A 17,722-nucleotide genomic window follows, 5' to 3' on the forward strand; every position below is an offset into this window, starting at 1 on the left:
TTCAGTTGTTAGCACCCTGAAGAAGGTCGATACACTCCTTCAAGCTGTCTACCCAGTAAGGAATCTCCAAACCGTATGTTTCTTTTATTTTTGTTTTATCGAGTACGGAGTAATGCGGACGATTGGCTTTCGCCGGATATTCTTCGGAGTGAAGCGGTTTCAGTTTACAATCGGTAATGCCCGCTATCCGGTGAATCATCTGCGTAAAATCATACCACGAGCAAACCCCTTCGTTGCTGAAATGGTAAATTCCGGGAACTATCCCCTGACGAATGGCCGCAAACAAGGCTTCTGCCAAATCGCGGGCATACGTCGGTGTACCCACTTGGTCGAATACCACTCCAAGCGAATCGCGCTCATGTCCTAACCGCAGCATGGTTTTCACAAAATTGTTACCGAAAGACGAATAAAGCCAAGCCGTGCGGACAACCATCGTTTCCGGGCAGTATTTCATCGCCTCTTGCTCGCCTGCCAGTTTGGTAGAACCGTATACCGAGTTAGGAGAAGTGGGATGCGTTTCGCGGTAAGGAACATGCGCAGTTCCGTCGAACACGTAATCGGTCGAAACCTGAATCAGTTGTCCGCCTCGTTTTTGTATAGCCTTAGCCAAATACCCCGGCGCAAACCGATTCAGCCGTTCGCACAATGCTACATTATCTTCCGCCTTATCTACCGCCGTATATGCGGCACAATTCACAATAATATCTACTTGATGTTCTGCCACAAAAGCGTCGACCGCCTGTTCATCACAGATATCCAATTCGGCAATATCGGTAAAACAGTAATTATACCCTTGATATTTTTCTGCCAGCAAACGCATTTCGTTACCCAACTGTCCGTTTGCCCCTGTTACAAGAATTGTTTTCATGATTAATATATTTGCAAAACGCTAAATCCGCTTCCAAGTAAGAGCCTGTTTAAATTTTCCGATTAAGTATTTTTATCCGCACTTTTTTGAGTTTGTTTCCGGTCTGTTTCCCCGTTTTCACTCGTCAGATAGCCCGCTATCATCCTCGAAAACAATTCTCAAACCGCAGGCAGAGCAAAATTTAAACAGCATCTAAAATTCAATCTTCTATTTCCAGCTCTCCCTTTTTATCTTTGTGGTAATATCCGGCAAGCATAGCCAGCAAATCGCCGATCACCTTGATAGCTTTTTGGGTTTCGTCGCTGATTTCCTTTTTTTGTAATTTAAGCATCAGCACCCCGTACATGGCGTCGAAACAAGTCTCCAGTTCGGGTGCCTCCTTGTCGGCTCCCTTCGCACGAAGTTCAACGATAAAAGGCAACGCTTTATAATATGCCGCACTATAATAAGGAAACTTAGGCGAACGGAGCAAACGCAAATGCAGGTCGGTAAGCCAGATTATGATGTTCTTGTTAATCTGGAGATGACCTTTTTCCATCACTCCTTCATCGTGCATCATGTTGATGAGGTCTTCATACCACACCGCCAATGCCTTTTTTTGTTCTTCAGCGATAGGATACGGCTCGATGACGGACTTCCGAATCTTTTCCATATCAAAGCCGTTGGCACGAATCAAATCTTCTATCTGCCACATATACAGCAGATATTCAGCAATATTCTGTTGTTTTAACTGTTGAGAAATATACATAACTTCACGCGAATGATTTTCCGGTAGCCGCCAAAACGAACCCCACCAGTGCGGCAATCATAACCACCACCCCGATGATCCGGTTCAATACCCAGATGCCTCGGACATTAAAATGCGAACGGACCTTGTTTACAAAATAAGTAATGCTGAACCACCATGCCACAGCTCCCAAAATGATGGCAAGATACCCAACCAACTGGAAACCGATAGGGCTACCGGGCATAACAAACGAGAAACGGGCAAAAAGTCCGATGAACAGAAAAATAATAAGCGGATTGGAAAAAGTAACAAAAAATGCCGTAACGAAATTATGCAGGTAAGTTCCCCGCTTTCCCGATGAGGGACGGAGCGCTTTCACCGGATTACTGCGAAACGTATAGATACCAAAAGCAAGCAGCATGATGCTACCAACCACTTGCAAAAATGTCTGGTGTTTTACTATCAACTCATCCATAAAGCTCATACCATATCCCGTAATCAGCGCATAACAGATATCGCTCAACGCTGCGCCCAGTCCGGTAACAAAACCGAACCAACGCCCTTTGTTTAATGTCCGCTGAATACAAAGCACACCGACCGGGCCTAACGGCGCAGATACGACAATCCCCACGATAAGCCCTTTTATCAATAACTCCAATACGGTTACTTGTTCTATCCAATTCATGTTGCAAAGATGCTACTTTTTTACGAGACTACCTACTTTTTTATACGCTATTATTAGAGCCTGCTAAAATCCCGGTATTAAGGCATGAAAATTCTACCCGACAAACTCCTTCGTCCTATGGGTAGAACCAATAAACTTATCCGCAAGAAATAAAGAAAACTACCCGTAGTATTTTTATCCTATGAATCAACACTTTAACAAACAGCCTATGTAGGAATCCACCTCAACAGCCGAACCATCCTTTTAAATCTTTTTACATAAAAAAGAGCAGTATTTTAAGAAAAAGGCATTATCTTTATGAAAAACTATAAAACCAAATAACGTTATGAAGAAGAAAATAGTTACAATCGGACTATTGGCGTTGTTTTTCAGTTTTTTCTCTTTACCGCAATATGCACAAACGTATGCGGACTTATGGAAAAAGGCTGAAACATACCAGCAAAAAGATTTACCTAAGTCCGTTATTGAGATAGCAAACAAGATTTATGGCAAGGCGCAGAAAGAAAAAAATCCTCCGCAGATGATGAAGGCGTACCTTACCCGGGCCGAGTATCGGGTAAGCGTTACGCCCGATAGCCTTCAGGCGGAAATAGAAGGGCTGAAAGCGTGGGCGCAACAGGAGCAAGACCCGGTGGCACGAGGCGTACTGAACAGTATCGTGGGGTATTATAATTTAGACATCATGCCCGAAAATGTTGACAGCGCTTTATATTACTTCCGCCTTTCGCTGAAAGACAAGGAGGCACTGGCAGGAGTAACGGCAAAAGAGTACGAACCGCTGACCAAAAGCCGGGAGTTGAGCGAAAAGTATTTCGGCGACACAATGCTTGACTTACTGACGCGCCAAGCCATCAACCGGCTGGACGGTTACGGCGTTTCGATGACAAATCCCGATGTACAAAAAACGATAATGGAACTTTACGATGACCTGATAGGCTATTATGTGAACACGGGAAACCGGGCGGCAGAATTGCTGACCCGCATCAGCCAACTCAGCTACCTTCAAGGAAACAATATGAAATATCCGTTGAAGAAAACCAATGAGGAAGTTATCGCCCAACTAAATAAATGGGCGGAAGAATATGCCGACCTCGACGTATGTGCGGGTGTATATGCGTATCTTGCCGAAATATACGGACGCTACGAACATGATTACGTGCGCGAACTGGCTGCGGCAGAAGAAGGCTTGAAGCGGTATCCCAAATCGGAATTTGCCAAAGAACTGAAAGAGCGCAAACGTGCCGTACTGCTGCCTTCGCTCTCTATCAGCAGCGAATGGATGTATCCGGGCGAAACCAGCACTTTCTCTGCTACCTGCCGTAACCTGAAAGGGGTAACGCTGGAGCTTTACCGGCTGAACATCAAGGCATCATCGTCTGCGTTTGCCAAAGGCTCGGAAGGGAGTGCGCTGATAAAACAATACGGCAAACTGTACAGCAAACAGCATTTCGACCTGCCTGCCACGCCTACTTACCGCGACACTACGATAACATTCACATTCCAAATGCCCGAAGCAGGTATCTACGTATTGAAATCGAGACCGGACGGACAATCGGATAAAACTGCAGCATACGAAATCATCCATCTTTCTCCTCTGCAAGCGTTGAGCTTCCCATTGCCGGAGGGAGAACGAGAGTATTACGTAGTCGACCGCCGGAGCGGACAACCCGTTCCGGGAGCCGAGATTGCATTCTACTCCATCCCGGTACCCGGAAACTATACACCGTATCGCTCGTTCCGGACAGACGGCGAGGGGCGTGTGGTGGTTCCTAAAATGAATGAATCCATGTTGTGGATGAATGCACGCAAAGGGGAGGATGATTTTATGCGCATCTCGTATGTATCCGGAAATACGCTGCCTAATGTTGTGAGAAATGAAAAAGAAACTCAATTCATTGAATTGTTTACCGACCGAATCATTTACCGTCCCGGACAAACGGTCTATGTTTCCGGCGTAGCTTACAAACAGTCCGGTGATGAGGTTAACGCATCCGAAGGCAGGAGTTTCGACATCACTTTACGCGATGCCAATAACCGCGAAATATCCAAGAAGCAAGTAACCTCTGATGATTTCGGAGGATTCAGCATCGAATTTCAGATACCCCAACAGACGCTCCCAGGAGATTTCCGCATCAGCACGGAAAACAGTTCGCTGTATGTCCGCGTGGAAGAGTACAAACGTCCTACGTTCGATGTTACTTTCACGCCCTACGAAAAGACTTACAACGCAGGCGATACGGTAACGCTGGAAGGAACGGCCTTGAACTTTTCGGGTGTTCCCGTACGTTCGGCAAAGGTAAAATATACAATAACTCGCTCTACCGCGTGGTTCTGGAGGGCAAGCGGAAATGCTACGGAAATAGGAAAAGGTGAAACCACTACCGATTCGGATGGTCATTTTCGCATACAGGCTTTCTTGGAAGAAGAGCTTTCAGAAACAAATCAACCGTGGGAGAGTTACTTGATTTATAAGGTAAATGCCGAAATAACCGGCGGAAACGGTGAAACGCAGTCGGGCGACATTTCACTGCCCGTAGGTAAACAGTCCATCGGCTTACAAATACAGGGACTGCAGGCAAGAGTGGCGCGCGAAAAGCAGGAACGTATCTGCATACAGGCATTAAACCTGAACCGCCAGCCTGTAAACACGAAAGTGACGTGCGAGATATACGCCGCAGGCGATAAAGAAGTGCTGAAACTAACCCAAACGGTGGATGCACAGAAACCTTTCGTCCCGACCGAACTTTACAGCCTGCCTTCCGGCAAGTACCGCATAAAGGTATCAGCAACTGACGAACAAGGACGCATCAGCAAGGCGGAACAAGAGTTTACGTTATTCTCTCTTGATGAAACCGTACCTCCTATCGAAACTCCGGAATGGTTCTACCAAGACGGAACTGAATTTACGGCGTCGACTCCCGTTACCTTGTACGTAGGAAGCAGCGAAAAAGACGTATGCTTATTCTATAATATATATAGTGGGAACAAACGGATTCACAGCGAACGCATCACATTGAACAATGAAATCCGTAAATTCTCTTATATCTACAAGCCGGAGTACGGCGATGGCATTACGGTTAGTTTTGCTTTCATGCGCGACGGCAAACTGTATACGAAACAAGTATCATTAAGACGCCCTGAGCCCGAAAAGGAATTAACCTTAAAGTGGGATGTATTCCGCGACAAGTTGACTCCGGGAACGGAAGAGACATGGAGCCTGACTGTCTTCGATAAAGACGGGAAACCTGCCGACAGCCGTTTGATAGCAACGCTTTACGATGCCTCGCTCGACCGCCTGCTGGAAAACCAATGGAATTTCAACCTGAACTTCTATCGCTATACGCCTTCGGTTTACGTGAGTGGATTGAACATAAATACCCATCTCTATTTATATAATTTCTTTGGGCCGAGCGGCGAATGGTTGGGCATAGCGGGTTATCATAATTTGAGCCAATACAGCTATTTGCAGCTGCCTTCATTCCGAGGTTACAGCCAGAATTCTTACGGAGACAGAATCATGGTACGCGGATTGGCATCGTCAAGACTGATGAAAACTGCCGCACCTGCTGCCGTTGCTGCTGATGGCTCATTCGCACAGTCTAACGGAATAGAGCAAGGATTTGACATCGCTGAAGAAAGTATGATATCAATATCTGATTTACAATCACAAGTAACAGAGCCTTCAACGCCTTACGTCCCGCTGCGGGAAAATTTCGCTGAAACGGCTTTCTTCTATCCCGACTTGAGAACGGATTCGGCCGGAAGGGTACGCATCGTATTCACCATGCCCGATGCCCTGACGGAATGGAAGTTCATCGGATTCGCGCATACGCAACAGATGGACTACGGAATGATTACGGCGAAGGCCAAAACCAGCAAACCGTTTATGGTGCAACCCAATATGCCTCGGTTTGTCCGTGTGGGTGACCGTTCGGTTATCACCGCATCGCTCAATAATCTTTCGATGGAAACGATTAGCGGCAAGGCGCGGATGGAGTTGCTGAACCCGACGGACGAACAGGTAGTTTACCAATCCGAACAGCCGTTTACGGTAAAAGAAGGTGAGAACGGAACAGTAAGTTTCGAGTTTGAAGCCGACGAACGTTTCGATGTTCTGATTTGCCGGATAGTTGCCGAAGCCGGAAAGTTCAGCGACGGAGAGCAGCATTACCTGCCGGTACTCACCAACAAACAGCGGGTAACGGAAACAATTCCGGTACAGCTGAGCGGCGAACAAACGCTTTCACTCCCGACAGACGAATTGTTTAACGGACAGAGCAAGACGGCTACCGACAAGCGTCTGACAATAGAACTGACAGCAAACCCTGAATGGTACGTCGTACAGGCGCTTCCCGTCGTAGGAAACCCGACTGATGACAACGCGATTTCATGGGTTACCTCGTATTACGCTAATGCAATATCGGCGGAAATCGTCAGAAAGAATCCGGCAGTTGAAAAAGTTTTCAACAGTTGGATGGCGCAGGGCGGAAGCAAAGAAACGTTACTCAGTAACTTGGAGCGGAATCAGGACTTGAAAAACATCTTACTGGCTGAAACGCCGTGGTTGGCAGAGGCTACTGATGAAACTGAGCAGAAACGCCGAATTGCCTTGCTGTTCGACCTGAATACGGTGAGCCAACGTTCTGCACAAGCGGTTAAGAAACTGGCCTCGCTGCAGAATACAGACGGTAGCTGGAGTTGGTACAAAGGCATGGCGGGCAACCGCATCGTGACTACACAGGCGGTAGAGCTGTTGGCACGCCTGAAAGCGATGAATATCATGCTCGACGCACAACTGAATACGCTTTATGTAAAAGCCACTCAGTATCTGACGGCTACTATGGAACTGGTATATGAGCAGATGAAGCAGCGCGAAGCAAAAGGCGAAAAGAACGTATTGCCGGACGCTTTGTCGGTTCGTTACCTCTATGTCTGTGCAATCGACAGCTACGTAGCAAGCAAAGCGAATCCGAAAATAATCGCTTACCTGACCGGGAAGTTGGAAAACCGTTCTGCCGAATATTCCATCTACGAAAAGGCTCTGACGGCTGCCATCATGCAGGCTAACGGCAAGCCCCGTGAGGCATCGGAACTGGTTCAGTCGATAAAAGAATACACGATTTATACGCCCGAAATGGGACGATACTTCGATACGCCGAAAGCATCTTACAGTTGGAGCAGTTACCGGATACCGACACAGGTGGCGGCTATGGAGGCAATCCATCGCATCAGTCCCGATAAGCAGATGATGGAAGAAATGAAACTGTGGCTGCTCAAACAGAAACAGACGCAGGCTTGGAATACGCCGATAGCCACAGCGGACGCGATTTATGCGTTCCTTTGCACCAGCGGAAATACCTTCGCCGCCAATCGGGACAAGATTACGGCAAGCGTAGGAACAACCCGCATCCAGACACCGGACAATGCGTTAGACTATACCCGCCACACGTTCAGCGGCAGCGATACGGAAGTTCCGGAAATCCGCTTCGAAAAGTCGGGCGACGGAATCAGTTGGGGAGCGGTTTATGCCCAATACAGCGAAGACATGGACAAGATAGAGACAGCCAAAGGCAAAGACCTTTCTATCAAACGCGAATATTGGCTGGGTGACAAGAAAGTTTCGCCGAAAACGTTATTGAACACGGGTGATAAACTGACGGTACGACTGACTATCAAGGCAGACCGCGACATGGATTTCGTACAGATAAAAGACAGCAGGGCGGCATGTATGGAGCCTACCGAACAACTTTCGGGCTACCGTATGGGTAATGGCATTGGGTATTATCAAGTAAACCGGGATGCCTCAACGGAATTCTTCATCGACAAGCTCCGCAAAGGCACGCACATGATTGAGTATACGGTGTACGTAGACAGAAGCGGAACTTATCAGGCGGGAACTGCCACGGTGCAGTCGGCATACGCTCCCGAATTTGGCGGACACAGCGAAAGTATGGAACTGAACGTGGGAGAAAATAAATAATAAGAAAGAGGCTCTTAAAGCTTGTTTAAATTTTACTCTGCCTAAGTTTTAAACAGGCTCTTATTTCCAGCCGGGGAATTAGTCGATTCCCCGGCTATTTTTTTATTGATATATTATTCTACTGAAAAAGTAGTTACTTTCATTCGTTTTTTTGTATTCTCATTGTCGGGATCACCAATTACGATTCCATATTCACCCGGCTGCAAATTTTCTAATACAATTAAATAAGAACTTTCACCGTATTTTTTAGCTTTATAATCAATGTTAGAAAGGTTGTTTGTTTCAGTCTTTCATGACAGACGTTTCTTAATTTTCATTATTAAGCCATCTCCTTTATTCACTTATTTCGTTTTTTCTCCCTATCTTTGCTCACTCAACAAACAAAGATGGTAATAATGAAACGCTTATTCTTATTGACATACATACTATCAGCAGCGGCCTTATGGGTACAGGCGCAGCCTAAAATAACGTTCGATACTCCGGAAAAAGACTTGGGATACATACTGTGGCGGAATCCTGCCACGGTTACTTACAGTTTCACCAATACAGGCGACAAGCCTTTGGTCATCTCTAACGTAACAACCTCGTGCGGATGTATCGAAGCCAAGTGGACGGAAGACCCTGTCCCGGCAGGCGGAAAAGGGGAAGTCACTGCCGTATTCGACGCTGAAGCCATCGGGCATTTCTATAAAGAGGTAGGCGTGTACTGCAACGCCGCTTCCGCCCCAATTTACCTGCAATTCAACGGTGAGGTTACCGCCGACCCCAAAAACTTTACATTCACTCATCCCGTGGGCTTTGGAGCTATCCGTCTGAACCAAGATGAAATCAACTTCGATGCAGTAAACAAGGGAGACAAACCGACGATTGAACTGATGGTTGCCAATACATCCAACAAGGGTTACTCGCCTGTGCTGATGCACTTGCCCCCATACTTGAGTGCGGAAGCCATTCCCGAAAAGTTGGGACGAGGCAAGGCGGGAAAAATCATCGTGACGCTCGACACGGAGAAACTGCCCAAGTTAGGCATTACCCGCGCATCGGTTTACCTGTCTCGCTTCCCCGGCGATAAAGTGGGCAGCGAAAACGAAATCCCCGTATCGGTTTCACTGTTGCCCGACTTCTCGAACCTGACAGAACAACAAAAGAACAACCCGCCCGTGGTCAGCCTGTCGGCGCATCAGTTAGAGTTTGTTGCGCTGAAACCAACCCAAAAGAAGTCGCAAAACATTGTCATCACCAACACCGGGCGGTCGGATTTGCAGATACAAGACATGCAGGTGTTCAGTATCGCGCTTGCCGTCAAGCTGAAAAAGCATACACTGAAACCGGGCGAATCCACCAAGCTGAAAGTAACCGTACTGGCGGAAAATCTTCCCCGCGTAAAGGGTACTCCGCGTATCTTGATGATAACTAACGACCCGCAACATCCGATGATTAACATCCGCGTAAAAGCAAGCGTAAAACAATAACACGCCCTGTCGGGCAGAACGTAAACGCCGGAATAACAGACCGATACGGACACACGTCCCCTCGCTGTTATTCCGGCGTTTTTTCGTTCGGTTTCCACCCCAAAATTCATCCGCATGAGTTACCCATTTCTACCCATAGAATTGCTTCGTCCTATGGGTAGAACGTTCCTGCCTTTCGAATAGAAATTATAACACCTACCAAAACAGAAATCAGGCAACACAGGAGGGAGGTTTTTATAAAGCCCGACTTGATTTATTCATTTCTTTTTCGTACTTTAGCAAATAAATCATACTGCAAAAAGTTACAAACCTTTAATATCTTGAAATCATGCAGCACCCCGAAAATGATGAAGCATACAAGGGACTTACCGTTAATAAAGGTATCGACCAACCTACGACTGTCAATCCGTATCTGAAACTGAGGAAAAAGACCAAACGCCGCCAGTTTACCGTAGACGAATACGTGGACGGAATCGTAAAAGGCGACGTAACGGTACTGAGTCAGGCAGTTACGCTGGTAGAGAGTTTGCGCCCCGAACATCAGGCGCTGGCGCAAGAGGTCATCGAGAAATGCCTGCCGTATTCGGGCAACTCGCTGCGTGTGGGGATTAGCGGTGTGCCGGGCGCGGGGAAAAGTACCTCGATAGATGCGTTCGGGCTGCATGTGTTGAGTGAATATGGCGGAAAACTGGCTGTGCTTGCCATCGACCCAAGCAGCGAACGTTCGAAAGGGAGTATCTTAGGCGACAAGACGCGCATGGAAAAACTGTCGGTTCACCCCGATGCGTTTATCCGTCCCAGTCCGGCAGCTGGCTCGTTGGGAGGCGTGGCACGTAAAACGCGCGAAACCATTATTCTGTGTGAGGCTGCGGGTTTCGATAAGATATTTGTAGAAACGGTGGGGGTAGGACAAAGCGAAACGGCGGTTCACTCGATGGTGGATTTCTTTCTGCTGATTCAGTTGGCAGGCACGGGCGACGAGCTGCAAGGGATAAAACGCGGCATCATGGAGATGGCGGATGGCATTGTTATCAACAAAGCAGACGGAAACAATATCGAAAAAGCTAAGTTGGCAGCCTCTCACTTCCGTAATGCCCTGCATTTGTTTCCGGCTCCCGAATCGGGATGGACACCGCAGGTCTTGACTTACTCCGGTTTTTATAACATCGGAATCAAGGAAATCTGGGACATGGTTTATAAATACGTCGACTTTGTGAAGGCAAATGGGTATTTCAACTACCGCCGTAACGAACAGGCAAAGTATTGGATGTATGAAACCATCAACGAACACCTTCGCGACAGTTTCTATAACAATCCCGTCATTTCGTCTCTGATTCCCGGTACGGAGCAGGAGGTTTTGGGCGGACGAACCACTTCGTTCACCGCCGCACGCAAGTTGCTGGATACGTATTTCAAGGAGTGTTTGATAGCACAGAAAGAATAATCATCCACCTGCACGGATGACCGATTGGTTGCTCTATCGGAACACTTTCGTAGAATTGTTTTTCAGAAAAAATTACGGGCTGTTTGACAGAAGAAGACATAAAAACAGCCCGAAAGAATATGTAAAAAAGTCATTTATCTTTTATTTCTTCAAAATCGACATATTCTCCTTCATCGTCGGAGAATACTTTTTTACGCGCTGAAGCGGCGGAAGAGGAAGCATCTTCTGATTGCTGTTGTCCCGTATAAGCATAGTCAGATGAAGAAGATTTATCGGTTCCTTTCATTCGGCGACCAACACGGCGCACTGTTCCCACAATCTTCAAAACAATAATCAGTCCGAAGACGAGAACTATCAATACCAGAAAAAATATAAAACCTAAGATATGAAACATCAGTCATTACTTTTTACGAGTAATCAAAGAAAGAAGGATATACCACACGATAACAGCAGCAAATCCACTCAAGCGAAACACTACCAGCAGAGGAATGCTTACAATCAAGAAAATATAACTTACCTTATTATGTCCCCACGACAGGTCTTTAAACTTGAGTGAGAACATGGGCAGTTCTGCCACCAGCAAAAGCGACATAACTATTACCAGCAAAAGCAGATAAAGGGCATTAAAATAAGAAGAAACGAGAAACTCATGCGCTCCTACCGCCAACGAACCCCAAAACAGGGCATTTGCCGGTGTAGGCATACCGATAAAAGAAGTAGTCTGACGCTCATCCAAATTAAATTTAGCAAGACGAAGCGCAGAAAAAACAGCGATGAGGAATCCGGCATAAGGCAAAATATCTTTCACTCCCAACATCCAGTCGGGATAAACCACTTCTTTAAACAAAGAAAAAGCTATTGCCGCAGGAGCCAGCCCGAAAGTAATATCATCTGCCAATGAGTCAAGTTCTTTACCGATAGGCGAAGACACATGAAGCAACCGGGCAGTCATTCCGTCAAAGAAATCAAAAACTGCTCCTAAAACGATGAACAACAAAGACAATTCATAGTTGCCTTGAAAAGCCCAATAAGCAGCAATACATCCGGAAAAAAGATTGCAACTTGTAATCGTATTCGGAATATTGCGGATAATAGCATTAGCCATAATCAGGATAATTATTTAAGTTTAGCGATAACGGTTTCATTGCCCGTGGTTTTCTGCCCCATCGTAACCAGCACTTCTGTCCCCAACGGAAGATACACATCCACACGTGAACCGAATTTGATGAATCCCATGTGTTCGTCAATGTAACAATCCTCACCTTTCTCTGCATAAGTAACAATACGCCGCGCTACGGCACCTGCTATCTGTCGTGCCATGACCGTATGTCCTTCGGGAGTTTCGATAACGATGGTAGAACGTTCGTTCTCGGTACTCGCCTTAGGCAACCACGCCTTCATAAAACGTCCATCATGATGTGCCACGTATTTTACAACGCCATCCACCGGATACCAATTAGCATGTACATTGGTTATATCCATAAAAATGGAAATCATCAGGCGGCGGTCATGAAAATACTCATGTTCATCCACCTCTTCGATAACGACGATGCGTCCGTCGGCAGGGGCTACAACCATTTTTTCCGTATCGCCCTTGAACAAACGTATCGGACATCGGAAGAAATTAACTACTAACAGATAAAGCGCAACGCTGATCACTGCGCACACGTAAAAAGGTATCTTGCATTTTATTCCCCAATAGAGCGCCAGATTAATCATTACCAACAAAATCGCTCCCGTAATGAGAATATGAGTACCTTCGTGATGAATACGGATTTTCTTTAATTTCTTTATCTTATTCATTGGATATATCCGGGTATTATGTATGCACTTTCATTATAAGATAGTACAAAAATATATCATATTTAATAACCCTGCAAGAAAATGTAACTTTTTATTAAACACATTTGTTTGTTGTCGAAAAGGTAGGTATCTTTGATAAGTTTTTCATTTAATCAAATAATCATGCAGGATTTCGTTCACTTACATGTTCATACCCAATATTCTATTCTGGACGGACAAGCTTCCATTCCGCGATTAGTAGACAAAGCTATTGCCAACGGAATGAAAGGCATCGCTGTAACCGACCACGGAGATATGTTTGGCATCAAAGAGTTTTTCAATTATGTAAATAAGAAAAATAGCGGAATAAACGGTGAAATAAAAGATTTAAAAAAACGTATTGCAACTTTAGAAAACAGCGAAGAAAAGACTGAAGACATACAGGCGGAAATCGCTGCTTGCAAAGAAAAACTGGAAGAAACCCGTAAAAAGCTCTTCAAACCCATATTAGGCTGTGAAATGTATGTGGCGCGCCGCCGCATGGAAAACAAAGAAGGAAAACCAGACCAAAGCGGGTACCACCTGATTGTACTTGCAAAAAACTTGAAAGGGTATCATAATCTGATAAAACTGGTTTCTAAAGCATGGACCAAAGGGTTTTATATGAGACCACGTACAGACCGTACAGAGCTTGAAAAGTATCACGAAGGGCTTATCGTATGTTCGGCTTGCTTGGGTGGAGAAATCCCACGCCGGATTATTGCCGAACAATACGAAGAAGCAGAAGAAGCCGTACGGTGGTATAAAAATCTGTTTGGAGATGATTACTATTTGGAACTGCAACGCCACAAGGCTACTGTTCCGCGAGCAAATCATGAAACGTATGTCTTACAGGAAAAAGTCAACAAAAAGTTGATAGAATATGCCCGGAAATACAATATTAAGCTGGTTTGCACAAACGATGTCCACTTTGTAGATGAAGAAAATGCCGAAGCTCATGACCGACTGATTTGTTTAAGTACGGGAAAAGACTTGGACGACCCGAAGCGTATGCTTTATACCAAACAAGAATGGATGAAGACGCGCGAGGAAATGAATGAAATATTCGCTGACATTCCGGAGGCACTGACTAACACGGCGGATATTTGCGACCAAGTGGAATTTTATTCCATCGACCATGCACCCATTATGCCTACTTTCGCCATTCCGGAGGATTTCGGTACGGAAGAAGAATACCGAAAGAAGTTTACTGAACAAGATTTGTTCAACGAGTTTACGCAAGATGAGAATGGCAATGTGGTTATGAGCAAAGAAGCTGCCGAAGCCAAAATAGAGCGTTTAGGAGGATATGACAAACTGTATCGTATAAAATTGGAGGCAGACTATTTGGCTAAACTGGCTTATGAAGGAGCGCATCGCCGATACGGAACAGAACTTACCGAGGAGATAGAAGAACGTATCAAGTTCGAACTTTATATCATGAAAACAATGGGTTTCCCCGGTTACTTCTTGATCGTTCAAGACTTTATTAATGCCGCCCGCGAAAAGCTGGATGTATCGGTCGGCCCGGGACGTGGTTCTGCTGCCGGTTCAGCCGTGGCTTATTGTTTAGGTATCACTCAAATAGACCCGATTAAATACGACCTGCTGTTTGAGCGTTTTCTAAACCCTGACCGAATTTCGTTGCCTGATATTGACGTTGACTTCGATGACGACGGACGTGGACGAGTTTTAAATTGGGTAACAGAAAAATACGGACAAGAAAAAGTAGCACATATTATTACGTACGGTACGATGGCAACCAAACTTGCCATCAAAGACGTGGCGCGTGTACAAAAGCTCCCGCTCTCGGAATCAGACCGTTTGTGTAAACTTGTCCCTGATAAAATTCCGGATAAAAAACTAAACCTGACCAATGCTATCGCCTACGTACCCGAACTGCAAGCAGCAGAAGTATCGCCCAACCCTATTTTGCGCGATACCATAAAGTATGCCAAAATGTTGGAAGGCAATGTCCGTAATACGGGTGTACATGCTTGTGGAACAATTATCTGCCGTGACGATATTACGGATTGGGTTCCCGTTAGTACGGCAGACGACAAGGACACTGGCGAAAAAATGTTGGTTACTCAATATGAAGGTTCAGTCATCGAAGAAACAGGGCTAATAAAAATGGACTTTTTGGGACTAAAAACCCTTTCCATTATAAAAGAGGCCTTAGATAATATCCGACAAAGCAAAGGCATACATCTGAATATAGATGAAATTCCAATCGATGATGAAGCTACCTATCAATTATACAGTGAGGGAAGAACGATAGGGACATTCCAGTTTGAATCGCCCGGTATGCAAAAATATTTGCGCGAACTTCAGCCTTCCACTTTTGAGGACTTAATAGCCATGAATGCCCTTTATCGTCCGGGACCGATGGATTATATTCCCGACTTTATCGACCGTAAACATGGACGCAAGCCGATAAAATACGATATCCCCATCATGGAAAAATATTTGAAGGATACGTATGGTATCACTGTGTATCAAGAACAGGTGATGTTGCTGTCGCGCCTGCTTGCCGACTTCACACGAGGTGAATCCGATGCCTTGCGTAAAGCCATGGGTAAGAAACTGCGTGACAAACTGGATCACATGAAACCCAAATTCATCGAAGGCGGTAAGAAGAATGGTCATGACCCGGAGGTATTGGAGAAGATATGGACAGACTGGGAAAAATTTGCATCGTATGCGTTCAATAAATCTCACGCTACATGTTATTCGTGGGTAGCCTACCAAACAGCATATCTGAAAGCCAATTATCCGGCAGAATATATGGCAGCAACCATGAGCCGTAACATTGCCAATATCACCGAAATCACCAAACTCATGGATGAGTGTAAGGCAACAGGCATTACTGTATTGGGCCCTGACGTAAATGAAAGTATGCTGAAGTTTTCTGTAAACCGCAGCGGAGACATACGTTTCGGATTAGGAGCAGTAAAAGGAGTAGGCGAATCAGCCGTTCGTTGCATATTGGAAGAACGAGAAAAAAATGGTCCTTTCAAAAATATTTTCGACTTTGTACAGCGCATTAATCTTTCGGCTTGTAACCGGAAAAATATAGAAAGTTTAGCACTGGCAGGAGGATTTGACAGTTTCCCTGAAATCAAACGTGAAGATTTCTTCCAGAAAAATGCCAAAGAAGAAACTTTCGTTGAAACATTGGTACGATACGGAAATAAATACCAAGTAGATAAAGCAGCTATATCTAATTCACTGTTCGGAGATGAACATGAAATAGAAGTCGCTACTCCAGAAATCATCCCTGCACCGGCATGGAGCGATTTGGAACGCTTGAATAAAGAACGTGATTTGGTTGGTATATACCTATCAGCTCATCCTTTAGATGAATATTCCGTGATTTTGGAAGATGTATGTAAAACGCGCATGACTGATTTGGCCGATCTGACTGCCTTACAAAATCAAGACCTTGTTATGGGAGGCATCGTAACCGGAGTACGTGAAGGATATACAAAAAATGGCAAACCATACGGAGTTGTTAAAATGGAAGATTACTCCGGAGTAGGTGAATTTGCTTTCTTCGGAAATGAATGGGTAGAAAAAAAGAACTTCTTTGTTGAAGGAATGTTTCTGTTCATGCGTGGAAAATGTCAGCCTCGCCAATGGAAACAAGATGAGTTAGAAGTGAAAATAAACAGTATAGAACTTCTCTCTGAAGCAAAAGACCACCTGATTGAAAAGTTAACAGTAACCGCCCCACTGTCTGCTATTAATGACCAACTGATTATGGAAATAGCCTCGATAGCGAAATCTTCTCCCGGAACAGCAGAATTATGCTTTTATATACAGGATGAAGACAAGCAAATGTATGTCAGCCTCATGTCGCGGACAATGAAAATCTCTGTAGAGAAAGACTTGGTCAACTTTTTAAAAAGCCAACCACAGTTAGAGTATAAAATAAATTAGTATATTTGCCACTAGTATTAACTTTAAAAATTACAATATGGCACTAACGATTAAAGATGACAATTTTGAAGCAATTCTGGCTGAAGGTAAGCCGGTAGTATTGGACTTTTGGGCTCCGTGGTGCGGACCTTGCAAGCAAATAGCTCCTTATGTAGAAGAATTGGCAGAACTTTATAAAGACAAAGTAAATATCGGAAAATGCGATGTAGACGAAAACATGGATTTACCTGCTCGTTATGGCGTCCGTAATATTCCTACTATTCTCTTTATCAAAAACGGCGAAGTTGTAGACAAACAAGTTGGAGCCACTACAAAAAGCGCTCTTCAAGCTAAAATAGAAGCATTATTATAATAATAACCGAAGTTATGGGAATGGAAGAAGACTTTTTGCTGGAAGACGAAGACGATGCAAAATGTGTAGAGTATATAAAGAGTTATCTGCCACAAGAGTTAAAAGAAACTTTTTCGGACGATGATCTTTTTTATATTCTCGACTTGATAGTAGATTATTACACTACAAGTGGCTGTCTGGATGCTGAACCCGATGAAGAAGGTTACATCAATATAGACCAAGATGAAATTGTAAACTACATCATAAAAGAATCATCAAAAGACGGTATGGGACCTTTCAAAGCAGATGATGTATTCTTTGTAGTACAAGGAGAAATGGAATACAGCAACATGACAGAAAATGAAGAGTAAAGCTATTGAATAAACTTAGAATACGAAAGCCATCTTGTTTACAGGATGGCTTTTTTCTTGTGCTCCCTTATCATTGCCCGC

At 44.9% G+C, this 17,722-nt stretch carries 12 protein-coding genes; 6 read left to right on the top strand and 6 right to left on the bottom strand.

The window, feature by feature from the left end:
- Position 1 precedes the first annotated feature (1 nt).
- The 3 genes from rfbD to M3085_RS03340 all read right to left on the bottom strand — a co-directional run bounded on the left by rfbD (position 2) and on the right by M3085_RS03340 (position 2,280).
- The gene (gene rfbD, locus M3085_RS03330) at positions 2-868 is read right to left on the bottom strand and encodes a dTDP-4-dehydrorhamnose reductase (protein ID WP_178256479.1); all 867 of its coding nucleotides are present in this window, start codon (positions 866-868) and stop codon (positions 2-4) included.
- 199 nt (positions 869-1,067) lie between these two features.
- A complete protein-coding gene (locus M3085_RS03335) occupies positions 1,068-1,616 on the bottom strand; it encodes a DUF4924 family protein (protein ID WP_178256478.1) in 549 nt (182 codons plus the stop codon).
- Between the two features lie 4 nt (positions 1,617-1,620).
- Complete coding sequence (locus M3085_RS03340) at positions 1,621-2,280, bottom strand: LysE family translocator (protein WP_178256477.1); 660 nt, start codon at positions 2,278-2,280, stop codon at positions 1,621-1,623.
- Positions 2,281-2,605: 325 nt separating this feature from the next.
- On the opposite strand from M3085_RS03340, the gene M3085_RS03345 reads away from it, so the two are divergent.
- The 3 genes from M3085_RS03345 to meaB all read left to right on the top strand — a co-directional run bounded on the left by M3085_RS03345 (position 2,606) and on the right by meaB (position 11,176).
- On the top strand, positions 2,606-8,260 hold the full coding sequence (locus M3085_RS03345) for an alpha-2-macroglobulin family protein (RefSeq protein ID WP_249052266.1): 5,655 nt from the start codon (positions 2,606-2,608) through the stop codon (positions 8,258-8,260).
- A 395-nt stretch (positions 8,261-8,655) separates the two neighbouring features.
- Positions 8,656-9,732 (top strand): DUF1573 domain-containing protein, encoded by a 1,077-nt coding sequence (locus tag M3085_RS03350; RefSeq protein ID WP_249052267.1) that lies wholly within the window; start codon positions 8,656-8,658, stop codon positions 9,730-9,732.
- A 328-nt stretch (positions 9,733-10,060) separates the two neighbouring features.
- Positions 10,061-11,176 carry a methylmalonyl Co-A mutase-associated GTPase MeaB gene (gene meaB, locus M3085_RS03355; RefSeq protein WP_191710497.1) on the top strand — a complete coding sequence of 372 codons (1,116 nt, stop codon included), beginning with the start codon at positions 10,061-10,063 and terminating at the stop codon, positions 11,174-11,176.
- A gap of 130 nt (positions 11,177-11,306) precedes the next feature.
- Here meaB and M3085_RS03360 read toward each other — a convergent pair whose 3' ends face one another.
- Genes M3085_RS03360 through M3085_RS03370 form a run of 3 tightly spaced genes read right to left on the bottom strand, consistent with a single transcriptional unit; the run spans position 11,307 to position 12,979 of the window.
- Positions 11,307-11,570: a DUF4834 family protein gene (locus M3085_RS03360; RefSeq protein WP_191710496.1), complete on the bottom strand. Its 264-nt coding sequence runs from the start codon at positions 11,568-11,570 to the stop codon at positions 11,307-11,309.
- A gap of 6 nt (positions 11,571-11,576) precedes the next feature.
- On the bottom strand, positions 11,577-12,281 hold the full coding sequence (locus tag M3085_RS03365) for a CDP-alcohol phosphatidyltransferase family protein (RefSeq protein ID WP_191710495.1): 705 nt from the start codon (positions 12,279-12,281) through the stop codon (positions 11,577-11,579).
- Between the two features lie 11 nt (positions 12,282-12,292).
- The gene (locus tag M3085_RS03370; protein ID WP_249052268.1) at positions 12,293-12,979 is read right to left on the bottom strand and encodes a phosphatidylserine decarboxylase family protein; all 687 of its coding nucleotides are present in this window, start codon (positions 12,977-12,979) and stop codon (positions 12,293-12,295) included.
- 162 nt (positions 12,980-13,141) lie between these two features.
- Here M3085_RS03370 and dnaE point away from each other — a divergent pair, with 162 nt between their 5' ends.
- From dnaE to M3085_RS03385, 3 genes are read left to right on the top strand one after another with little or no spacing between them, the layout of a single operon-like run.
- The gene (gene dnaE / locus M3085_RS03375) at positions 13,142-16,939 is read left to right on the top strand and encodes a DNA polymerase III subunit alpha (RefSeq protein WP_178256470.1); all 3,798 of its coding nucleotides are present in this window, start codon (positions 13,142-13,144) and stop codon (positions 16,937-16,939) included.
- A gap of 37 nt (positions 16,940-16,976) precedes the next feature.
- Entirely contained in the window at positions 16,977-17,291 is a 315-nt protein-coding gene (gene trxA / locus M3085_RS03380; RefSeq protein ID WP_178256469.1) for a thioredoxin, read from the top strand.
- A 14-nt stretch (positions 17,292-17,305) separates the two neighbouring features.
- Positions 17,306-17,641, top strand: a complete 336-nt coding sequence (locus tag M3085_RS03385; RefSeq protein WP_178256468.1) for a hypothetical protein — start codon at positions 17,306-17,308, stop codon at positions 17,639-17,641.
- Positions 17,642-17,722 lie beyond the last annotated feature (81 nt).

The sequence above is a fragment of the Bacteroides caecicola genome (genome assembly GCF_023337095.1).
In the GTDB taxonomy this organism is placed as follows: Bacteria; Bacteroidota; Bacteroidia; order Bacteroidales; family Bacteroidaceae; genus Phocaeicola; species Phocaeicola gallinarum.